Below are 19,328 nucleotides of genomic sequence, written 5' to 3'. Positions count from 1 at the left end.
CGTCCACCCTCCCGGGGGATGGGCTCCAACGCGTAGTGCGCGATCAGGTCCTCAGGAGTCACCCGCACACGCTACGTCCGAACCGACCGCCCCGACACCGTCTCGCGCCGCAGGAACGCCAGTTGCGCCCGCTTCTCCGGCAGGTACACGTCGGGCAGGTCGATCTCCGGCAGTACGACCACCGGCCCGCGTTCGAAGCCCTGCCGCAGGAATCGCTCGATCGCCTTCTCGTTCCGCACGTCCGGGTCGACGACGACCCGCCGCCGGTCCAGGCCGACCAGTACGAACGCCGTGAGGGCCGCCAGCACCGAGGCCGACCAGCCGGGCCGCACCCCGTCCCGCCCGGCGGGCGCCAGCAGGACGTGCACGCCGATGTCGCCGGGCTCGACGTCGTAGCACTCCCCGACCCGGTCGGCGTCCGGCTCGTACGTCTGGAGCAGTCCGACGGGCTCGCCGTCGTGCACCGCGAGGAAAGCGTGGTGGGTGTCGAGGGTGTCGAGGTGGTCGTAGACCTCCCGGACCTGGTCCTCGGTGAGCCCGTTCATGCCCCAGAACGCGGCCCGGGGTTCGCTCACCCAGCCGTGGACGACACCCGCGTCGGCCTTCGGGTCCAGCGGCAGGACGCGGACGGTCCCGAAGCCGTCGATCACCTGCTCATGGACGGCCACGCGACCGCCGTACGCGTCAACGCTCATCGTCGTTCCCCTCGCTGAACTTGCTGACCTGGCTGTCCTGGCTGTCCTGGCTGTCCTTCTGGTGCTCGCCGTGGTCGGTGAGCCCGGTGTCCCTGGTGAGCCGGTCCCAGTCGGTCACGACCGGTACGAGCTCCCCCCGGAGCCAGAGGGGGAGCTGATCGCGGTGGTGGGCGGAGCCGGTCGTGCCGGACGCCCCGAACGGCACCACCCAGAGGCTGTCCTCACGCCGGGCCAGGTCCCAGACGTAACGGGCGGCGGGGCCGCGCGCGCTGAGGTCGGTGATCCCGGGGACGGCGGAGGTGCACAACACGCAGTCGTGGTCACCCGCGAGCCCCGGCTCCACGTGCGCGGCGGACGGGTCCGTGGGGCCGAGCGCCCGCCACGGCGCGAGCCGGTGGCTGTCGGCCCACGGCCCGAACGCACCGCCCGCCACCTCCTCCAGCGCCTCCCGCACCAGCCCCGCACGGTCGATCCCGTACAACTCCTCGGCCCGCAAAAGATGTTCGAGCGCGAACCCGATGCGGACGGTGAGCGACAGCCAGGGCCGGAAGACGTCCGGGTACCCCGGCGGCGCGGCCAGCGCCGCGAACGCGGGCTGGGCGGCGAGCCGTCGTACGACCGCGCCGCGCACCGCCGCGTACGCCGTGGCCTCGACGCTGTCGGCCGCCATCCGCCGGTCCCAGCCCAGCAGCCGCGCGCGCAGGTCGGCGGCGGCAGGGGTGAGTCCCTCGGAGCCGTGGGAGCCCTCGGGGAGGGCGGCCAGGTGATCCAGCAGGGGCTCCGCGGAGGCGAGATACGTGTCCATGTGGATGGCCGGCATGTCCGGCGCCGACCAGACCGGCCGCTCGGCCAGCAACTCCCGGATGCGGGCGGCCCGGTGGGGCGGCGCGAACTCCACGCCGAGCGGGGTCGCCGGGCCCCGCTGGTTCGCCATGACGGCGACCCCGTCCTCGAACGTGCCGTACGGCGTCTCGTGCCAGCCCTCCCAGGCATGGCCCGGCTCCCAGGCAGGAACGATCCTCTGGCGGTTGTCCGCGCTCCGGACCGGCACCCGCCCCGCCACCCGGTGCAGCACGCCGCCCCGGGTGTCCGCGGCCTGCACGACGTTCACCGGCTCGGCCCACAGATCCAGCGCCCGGTCCACATCGGCGACCTCACGCGCCCGGAGGAGGGGGAGCAGCGCGCTCATCCCGAGGTCCTCGGTGACCCGCGGCGGGTAGCGGAGGCTGATGGGACCGACGGAGAGGATGCCGGAAGCGGCGCTCGCGCCCGCGTCGGCCGCGGAGGCGATGCCCGCGCCGATGCCGGTGTCGGCGTCGGCATCGACATCGACATCGACATCGACATCGGCGTCGATGGCCGTGCCTGTGTCGGCGTCGTTGGCCGAAGCGGTGAGCGTGCCCGCGTCGGCGTATGTGTCGGCGTGAGTGCCCGAGGCGGTGGCTGTGTCCGAGGCGGTGGCCGTGTCCGCGTCGGTGTATGTGCCGGCGTGAGTGCCCGAGGCGGTGGCCGTGCCCGAGGCGGTGGCCGTGCCCGAGGCGGTGGCCGTGTCCGAGGCGGTGGCCGTGTCCGCGTCAGCGTCGGCCCCCGTCTCGCAGTCCCCGATGACGACCGGCCCCCGGGCGGTCTCGACGATCTCCACCTCGACGGGAGCCCCGCCGGCGACCTCGACGCTCTCCACGTGGCGGTGCGCGGCGCGCCACCGCCCGTCCGGGTCGAGCGCCTCGACGCCCCCGGTCGCGGTGCGCCGCAGCCGCTCCCGGTAGAGGTCCTGGTAGTCGGCCATGGCGTTGGTGATCGCCCAGGCCACGTGCCCGGTGTGGCCGAAGTGGGCGACGCCGGGCATGCCCGGGACGGCGAGCCCCACGACGTCGAACTCGGGGCAGGAGAGGCGGATCTGCTGGTAGACCCCGGGTTCCTCGATGAACCGGTGTGGGTCACCGGCGATGACGGCCCGCCCCGTGGCCGTACGGGACCCGTCGACCAGCCAGCCGTTGCTGCCGGCGGTGCCGAGCCCGTCGGTGGCGAACAGGCCCACCGCGTGGGCGCCCAGGTGCCGGACGACCTCCTCGCGCCAGAGCTTCGCGGGGAACCCGGCGAACAGGATGTGCGTGGCAAGCCACACCCCGAGCGGGTGCCAGTCCTCCCAGCGCCCGGGGGCGAGCCCAACCCGCTCGAACTCGGGTGCGCGCCGGGCCCCTTCGACGAGCCCCTCGTTGACCCCGTCGACATACGCGCGCACCCAGTCGGCGGTGCCGGGATCCTGTCTCTCCAGCCGGGCGAAGCAGCGTCTGGCGGTGTCGTCGAGTCTCGCCCGTCTCGCGAACAGGTCCCAGCCGAGCGCGTCCGCACCGAGGAAGGCCGCCGAAGTGCCCTGGGACCGGTGGCGTTCGACCTCCAGTTGCCAGGCCCGGTCGTGTGCGGTGACCCGGCCCTGGGCGCGGGCGAGGGCACGGGCGTCGGCGGCGCGGAGGTGGGGGATGCCCCAGGCGTCCCGGTAGGTCTCGGTGCTCATGTCTGTCCCTGACGTGAAACTGTGGTTTAGGTTAGCCTCACCTAAGCAATTCTGAGCGAAGCGTACGTGAAGGGTGCGGGCGTCATGGGGCAGGGTCACGGCTGGGAGGGCGCGGTCCTCAAACTGCTGCGCGCGAAGGACTTCGTCTTCACCGTCACGGGCGCCGAACAGGTCACCGACGACTACCGGCGCATCCACCTCACCGACGGCGGCATGCTCGCGACGACCGGCGTCCACCCCACGATGTGGGTACGGCTCTGGTTCGCGCCCACCCGGGAGACGGGGGCCGCCGCCCGCCCGCACCAGCGGGCGTACACCCTGGTCGACCCCGACCCGGCCGCCGGGACCTTCAGCCTGGAGTTCGCCCTCCACGAGGGCCGCGCCAGCGACTGGGCGCGGTCCGCGAAGCCGGGCGACACGATCGAGGCGACCGTCCACGGCACCGGCTTCACCGACCCCGACCCGGCCCCCTCCCACATACTCGCCATCGGCGACCCGGCCTCGCTCCCGGCCATCAACTCCCTGCTGGGCGCGCTGCCCTCGACCCCCACGACGATCTGGTTCGAGACCCCGGCCGAGAACGGGTCCGACGGCGTGGGCGGCCTCCCGCTGCGCCGCGACCCCGACCACCACGAACTCCGCCCGGTCCCCCGCCGGGACGCCGGCGCGCACCTCGTCACGCGGGTGCGATCGGACGCCCCCGCGTTGCTGGAGGGCACCCCCGACCCGTACGTCTGGATCGCCTGCGACACCGCCACGACCCGCTCCCTCACCACGTACTTCCGCAAGGAACTGGGCCTGCCGAAGCAGCGGATACAGGCACTGGGGTACTGGCGGCCGTAGGCGAACGCCGAGCTGCGGCGGGTCGGCGCCCTGGAGGCGGCCGGGCTGCGACGGGTCGGCGCCCCAAGGGGTGGCCGGGCTGCGGTGGGTCGGGGTCCGCGCCATCATCGGGGCATGGACGTCACCCTTCACCTCGCCCAGGATCCCGAGGCCGACGCGCTCCTCGGGCGCAGTCCGCTCGCCGCGCTGGTCGGCATGCTGCTGGACCAGCAGGTGCCGATGGAGTGGGCGTTCAAGGGGCCCTCGACCATCGCCGGACGGCTCGGCGCGGACGACCTCGACGCGCACGAGATCGCCGCGATGTCCCCGGAGTCGTTCGCCGAGATCCTCTCCACCAAGCCGGCGGTCCACCGCTACCCCGGCTCCATGGCCAAACGGATCCAGCAGCTGTGCCAGTACCTCGTGGAGCACTACGACGGTGACGCGAGCGGGGTCTGGAAGGACGCGGGGACCGGCCGGGAGCTCCTGGCCCGGCTGGAGGCCCTGCCCGGCTTCGGCCGCCAGAAGGCACAGATCTTCCTCGCGCTCCTCGGCAAGCAGCTCGGTGTCCAGCCGGAGGGGTGGCGGGAGGCGGCGGGGGCGTACGGCGAACCTGACTCCTTCCGTTCCGTGGCCGACATCAAGGGACCCGAGTCACTGGCCAAGGTCCGGGCACACAAGCAGGAGATGAAGGCGGCGGCCAAGGCGAAGAAGCAGAGCGCGGGGTAGGGGGGCCGCGCCGGGTGAGGGGCGCCGCGCCGCATGAGGGGCGCCGCGCCGTATGAGGGGCGCCGCGCCGCGCGGGACGAGCCAGACCGGATGAGTGAAGCCACGTCAGATGAGGGGCGCCGCGCCGGCCGGGGGAGCCGCGTCAGCGGGGGATCCATGCGCCGCGTGAGAGAGCCGCGCCGGTGGGAGGGCAGGCCTCCGCCGCCGTCGCGTACGGGGCCCTTCGGCGCGAGGGTGGCGTCGACACGCCGTAGGGGTGGGGCGGCCGGGGCTGTGTGGCGGGTGCGGCGCGCAGTTCCCCGCGCCCCTGGAGGGCGCTCCGCCCCCTCCTCGGGGGCCGGTTCCCGTACGCCGAACAGCCCGTACGCCGAATAGGGGGTTCTTCGGGCGGCTCGATGCGAGAAGGGCGCTCGGCGGGCAGACAGTCACCGTGAGCACGACCCCGCACGCCCCCGTCGCCGTACGGCTGTGGCTGCGTGCGCTCGTGCTGGCCCTCGCCCTGGTTCTCCCGGCCGCCCACGGCACCGCTCACGCGAGTGGCGCGCCGCCCGTGGCCGGCGAGACGGCCCTCGTCGAGTACGACCTCGTGGAGACCGCGCCCCGGCCGCCGTCCCGGCACCACCAGCCTCCCGCGACCGCGACACGCCCGGCGGCCCCCGCCGCCGCCTCACCGGCCCCGGCCACGGCGGAGCGCCCCCCGCTCACGCCGGCCCCGACCCGGGCCCCGTCCGCCCCGCACGTCCTGCGTTCCGTGGTCCTGCGCTGCTGAGCGAGCCGTTCCCGCAGCTCACCCCCCGCGAGAAAGCGCGGCGGGACACCGGCACAGAACCCCGCACAGGACAGGACCACAGCCATGCCCAGCGACCCGTACACGGTCCTGCGCGCCCTCCTCCGCGCGGAGGCCGTGCGCAGCGCACCCAAGGCACGCCCCGAGCAGCACCCGGAACGCGGCCGGGACCCGAAGGGCGGGGAACGACACCGCCCGAAGGCCCCCGAAACCGACTGAACCGGGCTCCGCCCGAGTGCCCTGGAACCACGGGTTCCAGGGCACTCGGACCGCGAGGACAGCGGGGATCACACGCCATCCACCCCCAGGGATTGCGTCGTTTGACCGATTCACGGAACCTTTTCCCGGGTCGCACTCCGTCGCCATGGCTGCGCCCGGAACGTCTCGACCGGTAGGCTTTCCGTGTGATCTTCAAGCGCATCGGAAACGGCCGGCCGTACCCCGACCACGGCCGGGAAAGCACCCGGCAGTGGGCGGACGTCGCGCCGCGCCCGGTCCGCCTCGATCAGCTCGTGACGACCAAGGGGCAGCTGGACCTGGAGACCCTCCTCGCCGAGGACTCCACGTTCTACGGCGACCTCTTCGCGCACGTGGTGAAGTGGCAGGGCGACCTTTATCTGGAGGACGGCCTCCACCGCGCCGTACGCGCGGCCCTCCAGCAGCGCCAGGTCCTGCACGCCCGCGTCCTCGAACTGGACTGACCGGACACCCACGTTCCGGTGGGCCGGGGCACCGGTTGGCCCTTTCGGGTTGGACTGCCGCGCGGTCAATGATCATCTAGTAGGCATCGCCGCCCAACGGCACTACGCTGCGCCCATGAGCATGCTGACTCCTCCCGGCATGGGCGGCCAGTACCGGATCACGGGGGACAAGTACCCGCGGCTGCGCCGACCGAAGAGGCGCCGCAGGCTCGTGCTCGCGGTCGTCGCGTCCACGACCGCGCTGGGCCTGGCCGGCTGGGGAACCCTGCAGCTCATCGACGTCTTCACCGGCGGCGACGACCAGGCCGCCGCGGCCGGCCCCAAGGCGGACTGCTCCGCCCGGGTGAGCCCCTCCCCGACAGCGGGCAAGGCGGGCCGCAAGCCGTCCGGCACCCCGGAGTCGTACCCGGCGCCCGGGAAGATCACCGTCAACGTCCTCAACGCGACACCCCGCTCCGGGCTCGCCAAGGACACCGCCGAGGAACTGAAGAAACGCGGCTTCCGCATCGGGAACGTGGGCAACGCGACCGAGGAGTACGACAAGAAGGTCAAGGGCACCGCCCTGCTGCTCGGCGCGAAGGCGGCCGAGGACACGGCGCTGCCCGTCCTCAACACCCAGCTCCCCGGCGCCCGGCTGAAGACCGACGGCCGCAAGAAGGCCACCGAGGTCGACCTCGTCATCGGCACCAGGTTCAAGGCCCTCAGCAAGCAGAAGGACGCCGACGCGGCCCTGGCCGAACTGACCAGGCCCAAGCCGACGCCCACTCCGACGAAGACCTGCTGAGCCCCGCGAGGGACCCGGGCGGTCCCTACTCGGGGCTGAGCCCCGCGAGGGACCCGGGAAGTCCCTACTCGGCCGCCCCGTACAGCCGGTCACCCGCGTCGCCCAGGCCCGGCACGATGTAGCCGTGCTCGTTCAGGTGCTGGTCGACCGCGGCCGTCACGACCGTCACCGGGGTGCCCGCCAGCTCGCGCTCCATGACCTCCACGCCCTCCGGCGCGGCGAGGAGCACCACGGCGGTCACGTCGTCGGCGCCCCGGGCGATCAGCTCGCGGATCGCGGCGACCAGGGTGCCACCGGTGGCGAGCATCGGGTCGAGGACGTACACCTGACGCCCCGAGAGGTCCTCGGGCATCCGCGTGGCGTACGTGGAGGCCTCCAGCGTCTCCTCGTTGCGGATCATGCCCAGGAAGCCCACCTCGGCGGTCGGCAGCAGCCGGACCATGCCGTCGAGCATGCCGAGGCCGGCGCGCAGGATCGGCACCACCAGGGGGCGCGGGTGCGAGAGCTTGACGCCCGTGGTCCGGGCGACCGGCGTCTCGATGTCGACCTGCTCCGTGCGCACGTCACGGGTGGCCTCGTAGGCGAGCAGGGTGACCAGCTCGTCGGCGAGACGACGGAAGGTCGGGGAGTCGGTGCGCTGGTCGCGCAGCGCGGTGAGCTTGTGGGCGACCAGAGGGTGGTCGACGACGTGGAGACGCATGACCACAACAGTAACGGGGGTGACAGCGGCGGGCTCCCCGTCCCCGGCCGCGGAACCGTTCACTCACCGCTCAGCAACCCCGACCCGGGCGGTTCACCCTTCCGATGGCATCAAACCCGCCGCCGGAGGGAAAGTGGGAGGGACATGGCGGGGGTGGTGAGCCGATGCCGGACGGTGGTGAGCCCATGGCGGGAGTGGACGAGGAGTCCCGGCGTCCGCGCAGGACCGGCGGGACCCGGTCGCGGGGGACGAACCGGGAAGGGCAGCGAGGAGCGGAAGGGGATCCGCGGCGCGCGACGGACGGGGAGCGCCCGCGGGGCACGGACCTACGGGAACCCGCGGAGGCCAACACTGACGCAGGCGCCGCCGACCCCGACGAGCAGGGCGATGCCGCGCGGAGGCGGCGCCGGGCCCAGTTCCTGCGGGAGCTGACAGAGGCACGGGAACTGCGCGACCGGGTGCAGCCGCGCCGGGCCAAGGCGGCCAGGCTCCGGCACGCGATGCGTATGCGCACCTTCCGCTGGTAGCCGGGCCGGCAGCCCCGCGAACAACACCCGTTCGACACACCCCGTACGCCCCCTCTCGGGGTCTTCGCGAGGTGCTCACGGGGCATGCTCGGGGCGCTCACGGGGTGGCCGTGCATATGCGGCGGGGAAGTCCGCGTACGATCCGCAGGTGGCGGCAACAGGTGCGCAGGTGAACGCCTTGCCCGGCCGGCGATCAAAACTGCCGGACACAGGGAGCCGAAGACGTCCCCTGGGCGCTCTGTTTCTGCCACGATTCCGAGTGGGTGGGGCTCGGAGGACAGCACTCCCCGCCCATCGACCTCCGCCGGGGGGACCCCCAACCGGCACGCCTATGACCAGTGGGAGAGTCACGGTGTACTTCGCCGCACTGCTCGCGCGCACCGAAGACGGGTGGGAAGCGAGCGACACAGAGCTCGACGATGTGGAGACCCTGTCGGATCTGGCCGACCTGGCCCGTGAAGCCTCGCCCGACGACGACACGGTGCTGGTGCTCATCGAGCAGGAGGACGCCTGGTTCGGCGTCGTCCGCATCGATGGCGAGGACGACCCTCGTATCTATGTCTCGGACGCCGCCGCCGCTGCCCGCAGCAGTTACGGCGAGATCCTGCTCACCGCCGAACTGCTCGGAAAGGAGCCGGGAGACGACGGTCCCGACCTGGACTCCCTCGACCTCGACGGTACGGAGGACGGTGAGCCCGACGACGATGACGACGACACGGCCGCCGAGGCCGTGCCGCACAGCCCCGTCGGCGACACCGAGATCCTCGACGACCTCGGCGTGAGCGAGAAGGAACTGCGCGCCCTCGACGCCGACGACGCACTCAACTCCATCGCCGAGGCCCTGGGCGCCTCGGAGGTCCTGGAGACGGTCCGCTAGGTCGTCGTCGGGCTCCGCCAGGTCGTCGCCGGGCCCGCCTGTACGACGGCCCGGCGGCGGGTCTCTCGCGGCGGGTCCCGGGCGGCGGGTCCCGGGGCGACTCCCGGACGGCTCGCCGGCGGCCGATCCGCTAGGTTCCCCGGGTGACCGAAGCAACCGACGCAGAGGCACCGGGCCCCGATCCGGTACGCGACCGCTGGCGGCCCGCGATGCGGCTCGCCCTGGACGAGGCCGGGCGGGCCGCCGCGGGCGGAGACGTCCCGGTCGGCGCCGTCGTCCTGTCCCCGGACGGCACGACCGTCCTGGCCACCGGGCACAACGAACGCGAGGCGACCGGCGACCCGACGGCCCACGCCGAGGTACTGGCCGTCCGCCGGGCCGCCGCCGCACTCGGCGAGTGGCGGCTGACCGGCTGCACCCTGGTCGTCACCCTCGAACCCTGCACGATGTGCGCCGGCGCGATCGTGCAGTCCCGGGTCGACCGGGTCGTCTACGGCGCCCGCGACGAGAAGGCCGGCGCGGCCGGTTCCCTCTGGGACGTCGTCCGCGACCGCCGCCTCAACCACCGCCCCGAGGTCGTCGAGGGCGTCCTCGCCGACGACTGCGCCCGGCTCCTCACGGACTTCTTCCGCCTCCGCTGAACCGCCCGCGGCAGCGCACCCCGGCCTCCCCCCATATCGATTTCAAAGCACGCCCCACCTTGCTGTAAGGTCTCCCTCGGTAGCGTGTCCGAGCGGCCGAAGGAGCTCGCCTCGAAAGCGAGTGTGGCGCAAGTCACCGAGGGTTCAAATCCCTCCGCTACCGCAGATAGACGAAGGGCCCGGTCCGATGGACCGGGCCCTTCGCGCTGCCCGTCTCAGCAGGCGCGTCACCGTTCCGTCACAAGGGTCGCCGCACGGAACCCTGTCGCTCTCCCGCCCTATCTGCACTCACGTACAACGACCACCCGTACCGCGGGGCAACAACCGACGACCGAAACCCGCGGACGAGACGACTCAGGGGGACGACAGCATGCGGCACAGCAACGGCATTCGCAGGGCGGCTCTGGCGACGACGACGGCGGCCACGGCCATCGCGGCGGCGGTGACCGGCATCCTGCCCGGCACCGCCATGGCGGCGAGCACCACCACCTCCACCCCGCCGCCCGCCTGCCGGGCCTCCGCCCTCGAGGTCAGCGCCCGGCAGGCCGCCCACCCGCCCGTCGGGACCGGGACCGGGGCGGCGGTCGTGAAGTTCACCAACGTCTCCGGGAGGACGTGCGTCCTCAAGGGCCATCCGACGGTCGCGGGCGCCGGCAACGGCTCCCCCGCCCACAACACCCCGCTCAAGGTCACCCGCACCGGCAAGGCGGCCACCGTGAAGGTCCGGCCGCACGGCAAGGCGTGGGTGAAGCTGACCTTCGTCCAGGTCCAGGGGGAAGGCGACGGCTACTGCAAGTCGGGCAAGACCCCGAAGACCTATCCGACGATGGTCATCGGGCTGCCGCGCTCCGGGAAGCACCAGGTCGCCCTGAAGGACGGGGTGTGGGCCGAGTGCGACGACAAGGTGACCGTCACCCCGGCCTCGGCGGTCAAGCCTTCCTGACCCCACCGCCCCCACAGACCAAGCAGCCCCCCGCTACCGCTGAAGAAGGGTCCCGCCGTCAGGTGGGGCCCTTCCCGCTTTCCGGGGATCTCCTGCGAACGCTTGATCGGGTTACACTCGCCGCCGGTGGACAGGGACATATGAGGCGGGGGAGGCCGCTGTGGCGGTGCAGGGGAAGAAGATCGCGCTGTACGTGCTCGTGGTCTTCGTGCTGTACGTGATCATCACAGACCCGGCCAAGGCCGCGGACTACGTCCAGATAGGGTTCGAGGGCGTCTCGACCGCCGCCCAGTCCATCGGCGACTTCTTCACGTGGATCGCCGACGGGGCCGAGTAACCAGCAGCACGCATGCGTCGTACGACCTTCCCGGAGCACCCATGATCCGCCATCTGGTCCTGTTCAAGCTCAACGAGGGCGTCGAGCGCGACGATCCGCGGGTCGTCGCGGGCGAGAAGGCCTTCCGGGCGCTCGACGGCACCATCGCCGAGCTGCGCCACTGGGAGCTGGGCTGGAACATCAGCGACCGGCCCATCGCGTACGACTTCGCGATCAACTCGGCGTTCGACGACGCGGACTCCCTGCGCCGGTACGTCGAGCACCCCGACCACCAGGCCGGCGTGGCCCTGTGGCGGGAGTTCGCCACGTGGGTGATCGCGGACTACGAGTACTGAACCGCCGGGCTTCCCGCCCATACGCCCGTACGGCCCGCCCCGCACCACTCAAAAGGTGCGGGGCTTCGTCGTGCCCCGTTTCCCGGTTCCCCCGATTGCCCGGCACGGTCTCAACTCTCCCTCAACACGGCGATATGCGGTGCTTGATCACAGTGCACATGTCTTGTGATGCTATGACCGCTTTTGACGGTTGAGTTGATGAGTTGATCGATGAAGAGGTGGCGTTGACCGTGTCGGCCAGTACTGCGCCACCCCAGGAAGAAACCCAAGCGCCCGTTCAGGAGAAACGTCGCGGCGCCGACACCCGCGCCCTCACTCAGGTCCTCTTCGGTCAGCTCAAGCACCTGGAACCGGGCACCCCGGAGCACAACCGCGTACGCGGGGCGCTCATCGAGGCGAACCTCCCGCTCGTGCGGTACGCGGCCGCCCGTTTCCGCTCCCGCAACGAGCCCATGGAGGACGTCGTCCAGGTCGGCACCATCGGCCTGATCAACGCCATCGACCGCTTCGACCCCGACCGGGGCGTGCAGTTCCCGACCTTCGCGATGCCGACCGTCGTCGGCGAGATCAAGCGCTACTTCCGCGACAACGTCCGCACGGTCCACGTCCCCCGCCGACTGCACGAGCTCTGGGTCCAGGTGAACGGCGCCACCGAGGACCTCACGACCGCCTTCGGCCGCACCCCCACGACCGCCGAGATCGCCGAGCGGCTCCGGATCACCGAGGACGAGGTCCTGTCCTGCATCGAGGCCGGCCGCTCCTACCACGCGACCTCGCTGGAGGCCGCCCAGGAGGGCGACGGGATGCCGGGACTCCTCGACCGGCTCGGCTACGAGGACCCCGAGCTCGACGGCGTCGAACACCGCGACCTCGTACGGCACCTCCTCGTCCAGCTCCCCGAACGCGAGCAGCGCATCCTGCTGCTCCGCTACTACAGCAATCTGACGCAGTCGCAGATCAGCGCGGAGCTGGGCGTCTCCCAGATGCACGTCTCCCGACTGCTGGCCCGGAGCTTCGCGCGACTGCGGTCGGCGAACCGCATCGATTCCTAGGCGGGCATCAAGGCCTGGGCGGCATCGAGTCCTAGGCGGCATCGAGTTCCGGGTGGAGGCGAGCCCCGGGCCGCGGCGACGTCCGGGCCGCGGCGACGTCCGGGCCGCGGCGGCGTCCGGGCCACGGCGATGACCGAGCCAGGGCGATGACCGAGCCGTGGCGCGGCCGAAGTGGGCCCTTTCGGACACCCCGCGACCGGGGGGCCGGCGTGACCGCCGGTAACCGGCAACCCCCGTTCCACCTCGGAGGGACCGTGGGGCACGCGGGGCGCACAAAGGCAGGCGGGGCGCACAGAATGGGCCACGAGCACACGTGCCCAGGCCATCTGGCCTAACCGAATGCGCTGTCGAGGCATCACCGCCGAGAGCGAATCACTCACAGCAACTCTTTCCGACAGCAATAGGCCGAAACACCGTCAGACCGCCTGTTTCCAGGGCCAATCACCCCTCTCCATGTCGACATGTCACTACATCGCGTTGCCGACGTGTGACATTCTTCCCCCAGCGCGTTTGCCGTGGCCTCGCCGCCGGTATTCAGGTGGAGGCTGCGTTCCCTACGACGGAGCGTCCGCCGCGACCGTCCGCGACCCAAAGGGGGTGGCATGTCCGCAGACCAGGGCAGCTCGAAGGTGCTCACGCTCGCCAAGAGCGAAACCGCGCCCGACGCTATCCAGGCCCCTCAGGACCTTCAGGAGCTCGAGGACCTTCCCGGCACCGAGGCTCCGCCGGCGCCTGAGTTCCCGGCCGTGCCGGCCTCGGCGAACATCGACACCCGCACCCTGTCCCGCTCCCTGTTCCTGCGGCTCGCCGCACTCGACGAGAACAGCCCCGAGCGCGCCTACGTCCGGGACACCCTCATCGAGCTCAACCTCCCGCTGGTGCGCTACGCGGCCGCTCGTTTCCGGTCACGCAACGAGCCGATGGAGGACATCGTCCAGGTCGGCACCATCGGCCTGATCAAGGCGATCGACCGCTTCGACTGCGAACGGGGCGTGGAGTTCCCGACGTTCGCGATGCCGACGGTCGTGGGCGAGATCAAGCGGTTCTTCCGCGACACCTCGTGGTCGGTCCGGGTCCCGCGCCGCCTCCAGGAGCTGCGCCTGGCCCTCACCAAGGCCAGCGACGAGCTGTCGCAGAAGCTCGACCGCTCCCCGACGGTCACGGAACTCGCCGCCGTCCTGGGCGTGTCGGAGGAGGACGTCGTCGACGGCCTCGCGGTCGGCAACGCGTACACAGCGTCGTCGCTCGACTCACCCGCCCCCGAGGACGACGGCGGCGAGGGCTCGCTGGCGGACCGCCTCGGCTACGAGGACACCGCGCTCGAAGGGGTCGAGTACCGCGAGTCCCTCAAGCCGCTGCTGGCCAAACTCCCGCCCCGTGAGCGCCGGATCATCATGCTCCGCTTCTTCGCGAACATGACCCAGTCCCAGATCGGCGAAGAGGTGGGCATCTCCCAGATGCACGTCTCCCGCCTCCTCACACGCACCCTGGCCCAGCTGCGCGAGGGCCTCATCTCCGACTGAGCCCCCGTCAAGAGGGACAGGGAGCCCCCAGACAGAGAAACGACCGCCGGGATGTCCGTTCGTTCAGGACATCCCGGCGGTCGTCGTGCGCGCGGATGGATATGCGGGGGGGGAAGTAACTGGGTGGGGGCGGAGCAGCTGGGTGGGTGGGTGCGGGTGGCGGGTGGTTGCTCGCGCAGTTCCCCGCGCCCCTTGAGGGCGCCGGGCGCCACCCATGCCCTCAAGGGGCGCGGGGAACTGCGCGACCAGCCACGGACCGAGCCGCAGCCGCAAGATCACAGTCACCCGGCAGACGCGACAGGCACCCGGCAGACGCGTAGGCGCCCACCGCCCCACCGGAGGCATCCGGCCGGCTTAGCCCAGCGCCAGCCACACCACCGCCGCGACCACCGCCACCGCCGCGACGATCCCGACGATCAGACCGACGCGGGGCCCGGAGGAGGCCACCTCCGCACGGCCACCCCGCGGGGTCTCGTCAACGAACGCGCGGAACATCTGCGTGCTCCCGGCGGGGTCGTAGTTGCCCTGGGGGCCCTGGTTGTCAGCCATGGCCCGAGACCTTAGCGAATCCGCGAGGGGGCACCCAAGTGGGGTGGGGCGGAGCGGCCCCCGCCGCAGCGCCCTCCTTTACCAAGACTTGGGCCGCAACCTCCCAGATTCGCTTGCCTGCGACAACCATCCAGTTCTATGGTTGCCCTAAGCAACAAACACGGGAGGGGCTCCCATGGCCGAGCGAGCGCAGTACGAGGAGCTGGCCCGCCAGCTCAGCGCCATCGGGGTCGTGAAGCGGGAGATCGCACGGATGCTGCCGTACGACTGCCCCGGCGGATCGGCGGGAGTCCTCACACTGCTCGACCGGAACGGCGAGATGCGGATGAGCAGGCTCGCCGAGCTGCTCTCGGTGGACATGTCGGTGACCAGCCGCCATGTCGCGCACGCCGCCGAGCGGGGCTGGATCGAACGGCTCCCCGACCCGGCGGACAGACGCTCGCGCATCCTGCGCCTGACCCCCGAGGGCCGCGCCCTGGTCGCCGAACTCCACCGGCGCACCAGCGGGGTGATGGCCCATCGGCTGAGCGACTGGTCCGACGACGAGGTCGGCGAGCTGGTCCGGCTCCTCGGCCGGCTGCGCCACAGCTTCGACACGGCCCCCGCCTCCCGCCCGGCCCCCTGAACGACACCCGCCACAACCCGTACACCCGCGAAGACCACGTAAGAGAAGGAAGCCCATGGCAACGACCACACCAGCCGGTGTGCGGGCTCACGCCAAGCACGGCCACGGCCCCGCCAAGGGGGCCTCGCACGGCGACGGCGCTCCGATGACGCACCGGCAGATCATGGAAGCGCTGACCGGGCTGCTGCTCGGCATGTTCGTGGCGATCCTGTCGTCGACGATCGTCTCGAACGCCCTGCCCGACATCATCAAGGACCTGGGCGGCGGCCAGAGCGCGTACACCTGGGTGGTGACCGCGTCGCTGCTGGCGATGACCGCGTCCACCCCGCTGTGGGGCAAGCTCGCCGACCTGTTCTCCAAGAAGCTGCTGATCCAGCTGGCGCTCGTCATCTTCGTGCTCGGCTCGGCCGCGGCCGGACTGTCCCAGAACGCCGGGATGCTGATCGGGTTCCGCGCGGTGCAGGGCGTCGGCATGGGCGGGCTGTCGTCGCTGGCACAGATCATCCTGGCCGCGATGATCTCCCCTCGGGAGCGCGGCCGGTACAACGGCTACCTCGGCGCCACCTTCGCGACCGCCATGGTCGGCGGCCCGCTGGTCGGCGGTGTCATCACCGACACCGACTGGCTCGGCTGGCGCTGGTGCTTCTACGTCGGCGTCCCCTTCGCGGTGATCGCCCTGATCGTGCTCCAGCGGACCCTTCACCTGCCCGTCGTCCGGCGCAAGGTCAAGGTCGACTGGGCGGGCGCCTTCCTGATCACCGCCGCGGTCTGCCTGTTGCTGATCTGGGTGACCTTCGCCGGTGACAAGTACGACTGGGTGTCCTGGCAGACGTACGCGATGGTCGGCGGCACGGTGGCCCTGCTCGCGCTGTTCGTCCTCGCCGAGGCGAAGGCGAGCGAGCCGATCATCCCGCTGCGGCTGTTCCGCAACCGGACGATCACCCTGGCCTCGCTGGCCTCGCTCTTCGTCGGTGTCGCGATGTTCGCGGGCACCATCTTCTTCAGCCAGTACTTCCAGCTGGCCCGCGGCAAGTCGCCGACCATGTCCGGCGTCCTGACCATCCCGATGATCGCCGGCCTGTTCGTCTCGTCGACCGTCTCCGGCCAGGTCATCACCCGCACCGGCCGCTGGAAGGCCTGGCTGCTCGCCGGCGCTGTGCTGGTGACCGCGGGTCTCGGTCTGCTGGGCACGCTCCGGTACGACACCCCGTACTGGCACGTGGCGATCTTCATGGGGCTGCTCGGCCTCGGCGTCGGCATGATGATGCAGAACCTGGTGCTGTGCACGCAGAACCAAGTGGCCCCGGGCGACCTGGGCGCCGCCAGCTCCGTCGTCACCTTCTTCCGCTCCCTCGGCGGCGCGATCGGCGTCTCCGCGCTGGGCGCGGTGCTGAGCCACCGGATCACCCACTACGCGGAGGAGGGCCTCGCCAAGCTCGGGGTGTCCGGCTCCTCCATGGGCCACGGTGAGATCCCCGACCTGGACGCGCTGCCCGCGCCGATCCGCACGGTCATCGAGAGCTCCTACGGCCACGGCATCGGCGACGTCTTCCTGTACGCCGCCCCCTTCGCCGTCCTCGCACTCGTCTTCTCCGCCTTCATCAAGGAGGTCCCGCTGCGGACCCACGGGGCGCTCGCCCAGGCGGTGGCGGAGAAGGGGACGGCCGGTACGGCTGGGGCTGAGGCTGGAGCTCCTTCCGCCGCGGCTCCCTCCACCGTGGCGGCTTCCTCCACCGTGGCGGCTTCCGCCACGATGGATGTCGCTTCGTCTGATGTCGCTTCGGCGGCCGCCGCCTCGGGCTCCGTCCCGGCGTCGGCGGGCGGCGGGGTGCCCGTGCGCGGGCACGTACGCGGGGCCGAGGAGGCGCCCGTGCCGGGGGCCGCGGTCACGCTGATCTCGCTCGAGGGCCGGCAGCTCGGCCGTTCGGTCGCGGGGGCCGACGGGGTCTACGCGGTGGACGCGCCCTCCGCCGGGTCGTATGTACTGATCGCCGCCGCCGACGGGTTCCAGCCGCAGGCGTCCACGATCGTCGTGAACGGCGAGCCGGTCCCGTACGACATCCTGCTGAGCGGCACGAGCGGGCTGAACGGTGTGGTGCGGGCCGCCGGGGACGCGCTGCCCGTCAAGGACGCGATGGTCGTGGTGACCGATGTGCGCGGGGACGTCCTGGCCACCGGAACCACCGGTGAGCAGGGCGAGTTCGGCTTCGGGGAGCTGGTGCCCGGTCCCGTCACCGTCGCGGTGAACGCCGCCGGGTTCCGTCCGCGCGCCCTGCCCGTCGAGGTCGGCGGCACCGGCGTCACCCGCGTCGAGATCGACCTGGAGGCCGGGGCCCGGCTCCAGGGGGTCGTCCGGGCACCGGGCGGACCGCTGGCCGACGCCCGCGTGACGCTGGTCGACGCGGCGGGCAACGTCGTCGCCACCGCCACCACCGGTTCGGACGGGGCGTACGCCTTCGCCGACCTGGACGGCGGCGACTACACGGTCATCGCCACCGGGTACCCGCCCGTGGCCACGGCCCTGACGGTCTCCGGCACCGGAGTCGACGGCCACGACATCGAACTCGCCCACACCGGCCAGTAGTTCACACCCGGTCGGCGGGGCGGCGCCTGAGCCCCGCCGACCGGTCGCACCCGAGGAGTGACGCGCACATGGGACTGACCGCGAGGATCCGCACGAGGGACGGCTGGGCCGTGTCGCACGCGGTCGTCACGGTGACCGACAGGGCCGGTACGCAGGTGATGCGGGCCGAGGCCGACGCGGAGGGAGCGGTCCACGAGCCCACGGCGCTCGCGCCCGGCGCGTACACGGTGATCGTCACCGCCGTCGGCTACGGGCCGGTCGCATCGAGCGCCCTGGTGACCGCGAGCGGGCGGGCGGAGGTCGGCACGGTCACCCTCGCCCGGCCCGGCGGCACCGAACTCCCGCCGCCCGGCCCCTGGACCGTCGACCCGGCCCACTCGTCGGTCGCGGCGGTCGCCCAGCACCTGGGCATCTCCAGTGTCCGCGGGCGGTTCACGGAGTTCTCCGGTTCGATCGAGATCGCCCCGGCGCCGGACGAGGGCACCAAGTCCCGTGTGGCGGCGGTGATCCGGGCCGCCTCGATCGACACGGGCAACGGCATGCGCGACGACCATCTGCGGTCCCCTGACTTCCTGGACGTGGAACACCACCCGGAGATCACCTATGTGTCGACGGGCCTCACCCCCGTCGCCCCGGACCGCTGGACGGTGCACGGCGAGCTGACCCTGCACGGCGTCGTCCGCCCGGTCGACCTCGACCTCGCGTACCTCGGCACCGGCCCCGACCCGTGGGGCGGCACGCGCGCCGCGTTCCGGGCGACGACGGAACTGCGCCGCGAGGACTTCGCGATGAACTACAACCAGGTCCTCCAGGCGGGCATCGCGGCCATCGGCACGACCCTCAAGGTGGAACTGGACGTCCAGGCGGTGCAGGGGGAGAGCCTGCCCGGTGGCCTGTAGGCGCCCCGGCCCTACGCTGTGCGCATGGCACGGAACATCGCGACCAACACCAAGGTCTCCCTCGACGAGCTCCTCGACTTCGTACGCCCCCGGCACCGGGCGCTCCTGCTGACCCGACGGGCCGACGGCGGGCCGCAGGCCTCACCGCTGACCTGCGGTGTCGACGACTCGGGCCGCATCGTGGTCTCCACGTACCCCGAGCGCGCCAAGACGCGCAACGCCAAGCGCGACGAGCGGGTCAGCGTCGTCGTCCTCAGCGACGACTGGGACGGCCCCTGGGTCCAGATCGACGGAACCGCCGAGGTCATCGACTCCCCGGAGTCGGTGGAGCCGCTGGTGGAGTACTTCCGCAACATCGCGGGCGAGCACCCGAACTGGGACGAGTACCGCGAGGCCATGGTCAAGCAGGGCAAGTCGATCATCCGCATCACCCCGGACCGCTGGGGCCCGGTGGCGACGGGGGGCTTCCCGGCACGGCTGGTGGAAGGGGACTGAAGGCCGGGGGAGAGAACTGAGGCCCCCCGAGGGACGGGACCGGCGGTCGAGGGCCCCAGCCCAAGGGTCAGCGGCGCAACTCCTCGGTGAGCGAGCGGATCGCCACGTTCAGCACGGTGTTGTCCAGCAGCACAACGAGCCGGTTTCGGCGGTGTACGGCAAGGCGGTGGCCCGGGGTTCCGTCCTCGCCCCGGGCCACCGCCCACTC

The 19,328-nt window shown here is 72.1% G+C and carries 23 protein-coding genes and 1 tRNA gene; 19 read left to right on the top strand and 5 right to left on the bottom strand.

From position 1 onward, the window contains the following. Positions 1–71 precede the first annotated feature (71 nt). The gene (locus tag M8J73_RS39890; RefSeq protein ID WP_055542153.1) at positions 72–695 is read right to left on the bottom strand and encodes a GNAT family N-acetyltransferase; all 624 of its coding nucleotides are present in this window, start codon (positions 693–695) and stop codon (positions 72–74) included. Next, positions 685–3,210 carry a penicillin acylase family protein gene (locus tag M8J73_RS39885; RefSeq protein WP_055542154.1) on the bottom strand — a complete coding sequence of 842 codons (2,526 nt, stop codon included), beginning with the start codon at positions 3,208–3,210 and terminating at the stop codon, positions 685–687. The genes M8J73_RS39890 and M8J73_RS39885 overlap by 11 nt, the downstream gene beginning before the upstream one ends. Before the next feature lie 84 nt (positions 3,211–3,294). Between M8J73_RS39885 and M8J73_RS39880 the strand changes: the two genes are divergently transcribed. From M8J73_RS39880 to M8J73_RS39855, 6 genes are all read left to right on the top strand, one after another. Next, on the top strand, positions 3,295–4,053 hold the full coding sequence (locus M8J73_RS39880) for a siderophore-interacting protein (protein ID WP_055542155.1): 759 nt from the start codon (positions 3,295–3,297) through the stop codon (positions 4,051–4,053). 114 nt (positions 4,054–4,167) lie between these two features. Further along, positions 4,168–4,761, top strand: a complete 594-nt coding sequence (locus tag M8J73_RS39875; RefSeq protein WP_055542156.1) for an HhH-GPD-type base excision DNA repair protein — start codon at positions 4,168–4,170, stop codon at positions 4,759–4,761. Positions 4,762–5,191: 430 nt separating this feature from the next. Next, on the top strand, positions 5,192–5,530 hold the full coding sequence (locus M8J73_RS39870; protein ID WP_249829726.1) for a hypothetical protein: 339 nt from the start codon (positions 5,192–5,194) through the stop codon (positions 5,528–5,530). An 84-nt stretch (positions 5,531–5,614) separates the two neighbouring features. Further along, the gene (locus tag M8J73_RS39865; RefSeq protein ID WP_169797952.1) at positions 5,615–5,767 is read left to right on the top strand and encodes a hypothetical protein; all 153 of its coding nucleotides are present in this window, start codon (positions 5,615–5,617) and stop codon (positions 5,765–5,767) included. A 185-nt stretch (positions 5,768–5,952) separates the two neighbouring features. After that, complete coding sequence (locus M8J73_RS39860; RefSeq protein ID WP_003999914.1) at positions 5,953–6,249, top strand: type II toxin-antitoxin system VapB family antitoxin; 297 nt, start codon at positions 5,953–5,955, stop codon at positions 6,247–6,249. Positions 6,250–6,388: 139 nt separating this feature from the next. Next, positions 6,389–7,033 (top strand): LytR C-terminal domain-containing protein, encoded by a 645-nt coding sequence (locus tag M8J73_RS39855; RefSeq protein ID WP_055542932.1) that lies wholly within the window; start codon positions 6,389–6,391, stop codon positions 7,031–7,033. A 64-nt stretch (positions 7,034–7,097) separates the two neighbouring features. Here M8J73_RS39855 and upp read toward each other — a convergent pair whose 3' ends face one another. After that, positions 7,098–7,733, bottom strand: a complete 636-nt coding sequence (gene upp, locus M8J73_RS39850) for a uracil phosphoribosyltransferase (RefSeq protein WP_055542936.1) — start codon at positions 7,731–7,733, stop codon at positions 7,098–7,100. A 185-nt stretch (positions 7,734–7,918) separates the two neighbouring features. Between upp and M8J73_RS39845 the strand changes: the two genes are divergently transcribed. The 9 genes from M8J73_RS39845 (at position 7,919) to M8J73_RS39805 (ending at position 13,968) form a co-directional block, all read left to right on the top strand. After that, complete coding sequence (locus M8J73_RS39845) at positions 7,919–8,260, top strand: hypothetical protein (protein ID WP_157873393.1); 342 nt, start codon at positions 7,919–7,921, stop codon at positions 8,258–8,260. Between the two features lie 352 nt (positions 8,261–8,612). Continuing rightward, the gene (locus tag M8J73_RS39840; RefSeq protein ID WP_055542934.1) at positions 8,613–9,137 is read left to right on the top strand and encodes a tRNA adenosine deaminase-associated protein; all 525 of its coding nucleotides are present in this window, start codon (positions 8,613–8,615) and stop codon (positions 9,135–9,137) included. Positions 9,138–9,346: 209 nt separating this feature from the next. Next, positions 9,347–9,778 carry a tRNA adenosine(34) deaminase TadA gene (gene tadA, locus M8J73_RS39835; RefSeq protein ID WP_055542935.1) on the top strand — a complete coding sequence of 144 codons (432 nt, stop codon included), beginning with the start codon at positions 9,347–9,349 and terminating at the stop codon, positions 9,776–9,778. A 78-nt stretch (positions 9,779–9,856) separates the two neighbouring features. Further along, positions 9,857–9,941 (top strand) — tRNA-Ser (locus M8J73_RS39830). A 207-nt stretch (positions 9,942–10,148) separates the two neighbouring features. Continuing rightward, positions 10,149–10,721, top strand: a complete 573-nt coding sequence (locus M8J73_RS39825) for a DUF4232 domain-containing protein (protein WP_249829725.1) — start codon at positions 10,149–10,151, stop codon at positions 10,719–10,721. 160 nt (positions 10,722–10,881) lie between these two features. Continuing rightward, positions 10,882–11,058, top strand: a complete 177-nt coding sequence (locus tag M8J73_RS39820) for a hypothetical protein (protein ID WP_099966503.1) — start codon at positions 10,882–10,884, stop codon at positions 11,056–11,058. 41 nt (positions 11,059–11,099) lie between these two features. After that, a complete protein-coding gene (locus M8J73_RS39815; RefSeq protein ID WP_055538177.1) occupies positions 11,100–11,393 on the top strand; it encodes a Dabb family protein in 294 nt (97 codons plus the stop codon). A gap of 218 nt (positions 11,394–11,611) precedes the next feature. Then, entirely contained in the window at positions 11,612–12,445 is an 834-nt protein-coding gene (locus M8J73_RS39810; RefSeq protein ID WP_079054765.1) for an RNA polymerase sigma factor SigF, read from the top strand. Between the two features lie 602 nt (positions 12,446–13,047). Beyond that, positions 13,048–13,968, top strand: a complete 921-nt coding sequence (locus tag M8J73_RS39805) for an RNA polymerase sigma factor SigF (RefSeq protein WP_055522255.1) — start codon at positions 13,048–13,050, stop codon at positions 13,966–13,968. 354 nt (positions 13,969–14,322) lie between these two features. Here the strand turns inward: M8J73_RS39805 and M8J73_RS39800 are convergent, their stop codons facing one another. Continuing rightward, positions 14,323–14,517 (bottom strand): hypothetical protein, encoded by a 195-nt coding sequence (locus tag M8J73_RS39800; RefSeq protein WP_055713413.1) that lies wholly within the window; start codon positions 14,515–14,517, stop codon positions 14,323–14,325. 175 nt (positions 14,518–14,692) lie between these two features. Here M8J73_RS39800 and M8J73_RS39795 point away from each other — a divergent pair, with 175 nt between their 5' ends. The 4 genes from M8J73_RS39795 (at position 14,693) to M8J73_RS39780 (ending at position 19,120) form a co-directional block, all read left to right on the top strand. After that, positions 14,693–15,142, top strand: a complete 450-nt coding sequence (locus tag M8J73_RS39795; protein WP_249829724.1) for a MarR family winged helix-turn-helix transcriptional regulator — start codon at positions 14,693–14,695, stop codon at positions 15,140–15,142. Positions 15,143–15,287: 145 nt separating this feature from the next. After that, positions 15,288–17,726 (top strand): MFS transporter, encoded by a 2,439-nt coding sequence (locus M8J73_RS39790; protein ID WP_476718387.1) that lies wholly within the window; start codon positions 15,288–15,290, stop codon positions 17,724–17,726. 68 nt (positions 17,727–17,794) lie between these two features. Then, complete coding sequence (locus M8J73_RS39785) at positions 17,795–18,625, top strand: YceI family protein (RefSeq protein WP_249829722.1); 831 nt, start codon at positions 17,795–17,797, stop codon at positions 18,623–18,625. Between the two features lie 24 nt (positions 18,626–18,649). Next, positions 18,650–19,120 carry a PPOX class F420-dependent oxidoreductase gene (locus M8J73_RS39780; RefSeq protein WP_055520542.1) on the top strand — a complete coding sequence of 157 codons (471 nt, stop codon included), beginning with the start codon at positions 18,650–18,652 and terminating at the stop codon, positions 19,118–19,120. 67 nt (positions 19,121–19,187) lie between these two features. Here M8J73_RS39780 and M8J73_RS45070 read toward each other — a convergent pair whose 3' ends face one another. Further along, positions 19,188–19,319, bottom strand: coding sequence for a hypothetical protein (locus M8J73_RS45070; RefSeq protein ID WP_274757580.1), 132 nt, complete (start codon positions 19,317–19,319; stop codon positions 19,188–19,190). Positions 19,320–19,328: the final 9 nt, after the last annotated feature.

The sequence above is a fragment of the Streptomyces neyagawaensis genome (genome assembly GCF_023516595.1).
GTDB classification, from domain to species: Bacteria; Actinomycetota; Actinomycetes; order Streptomycetales; family Streptomycetaceae; genus Streptomyces; species Streptomyces neyagawaensis.
The sequence above is the reverse complement of the archived record's forward strand: the minus strand, read 5'-3'. Positions and strand labels throughout refer to the sequence as shown.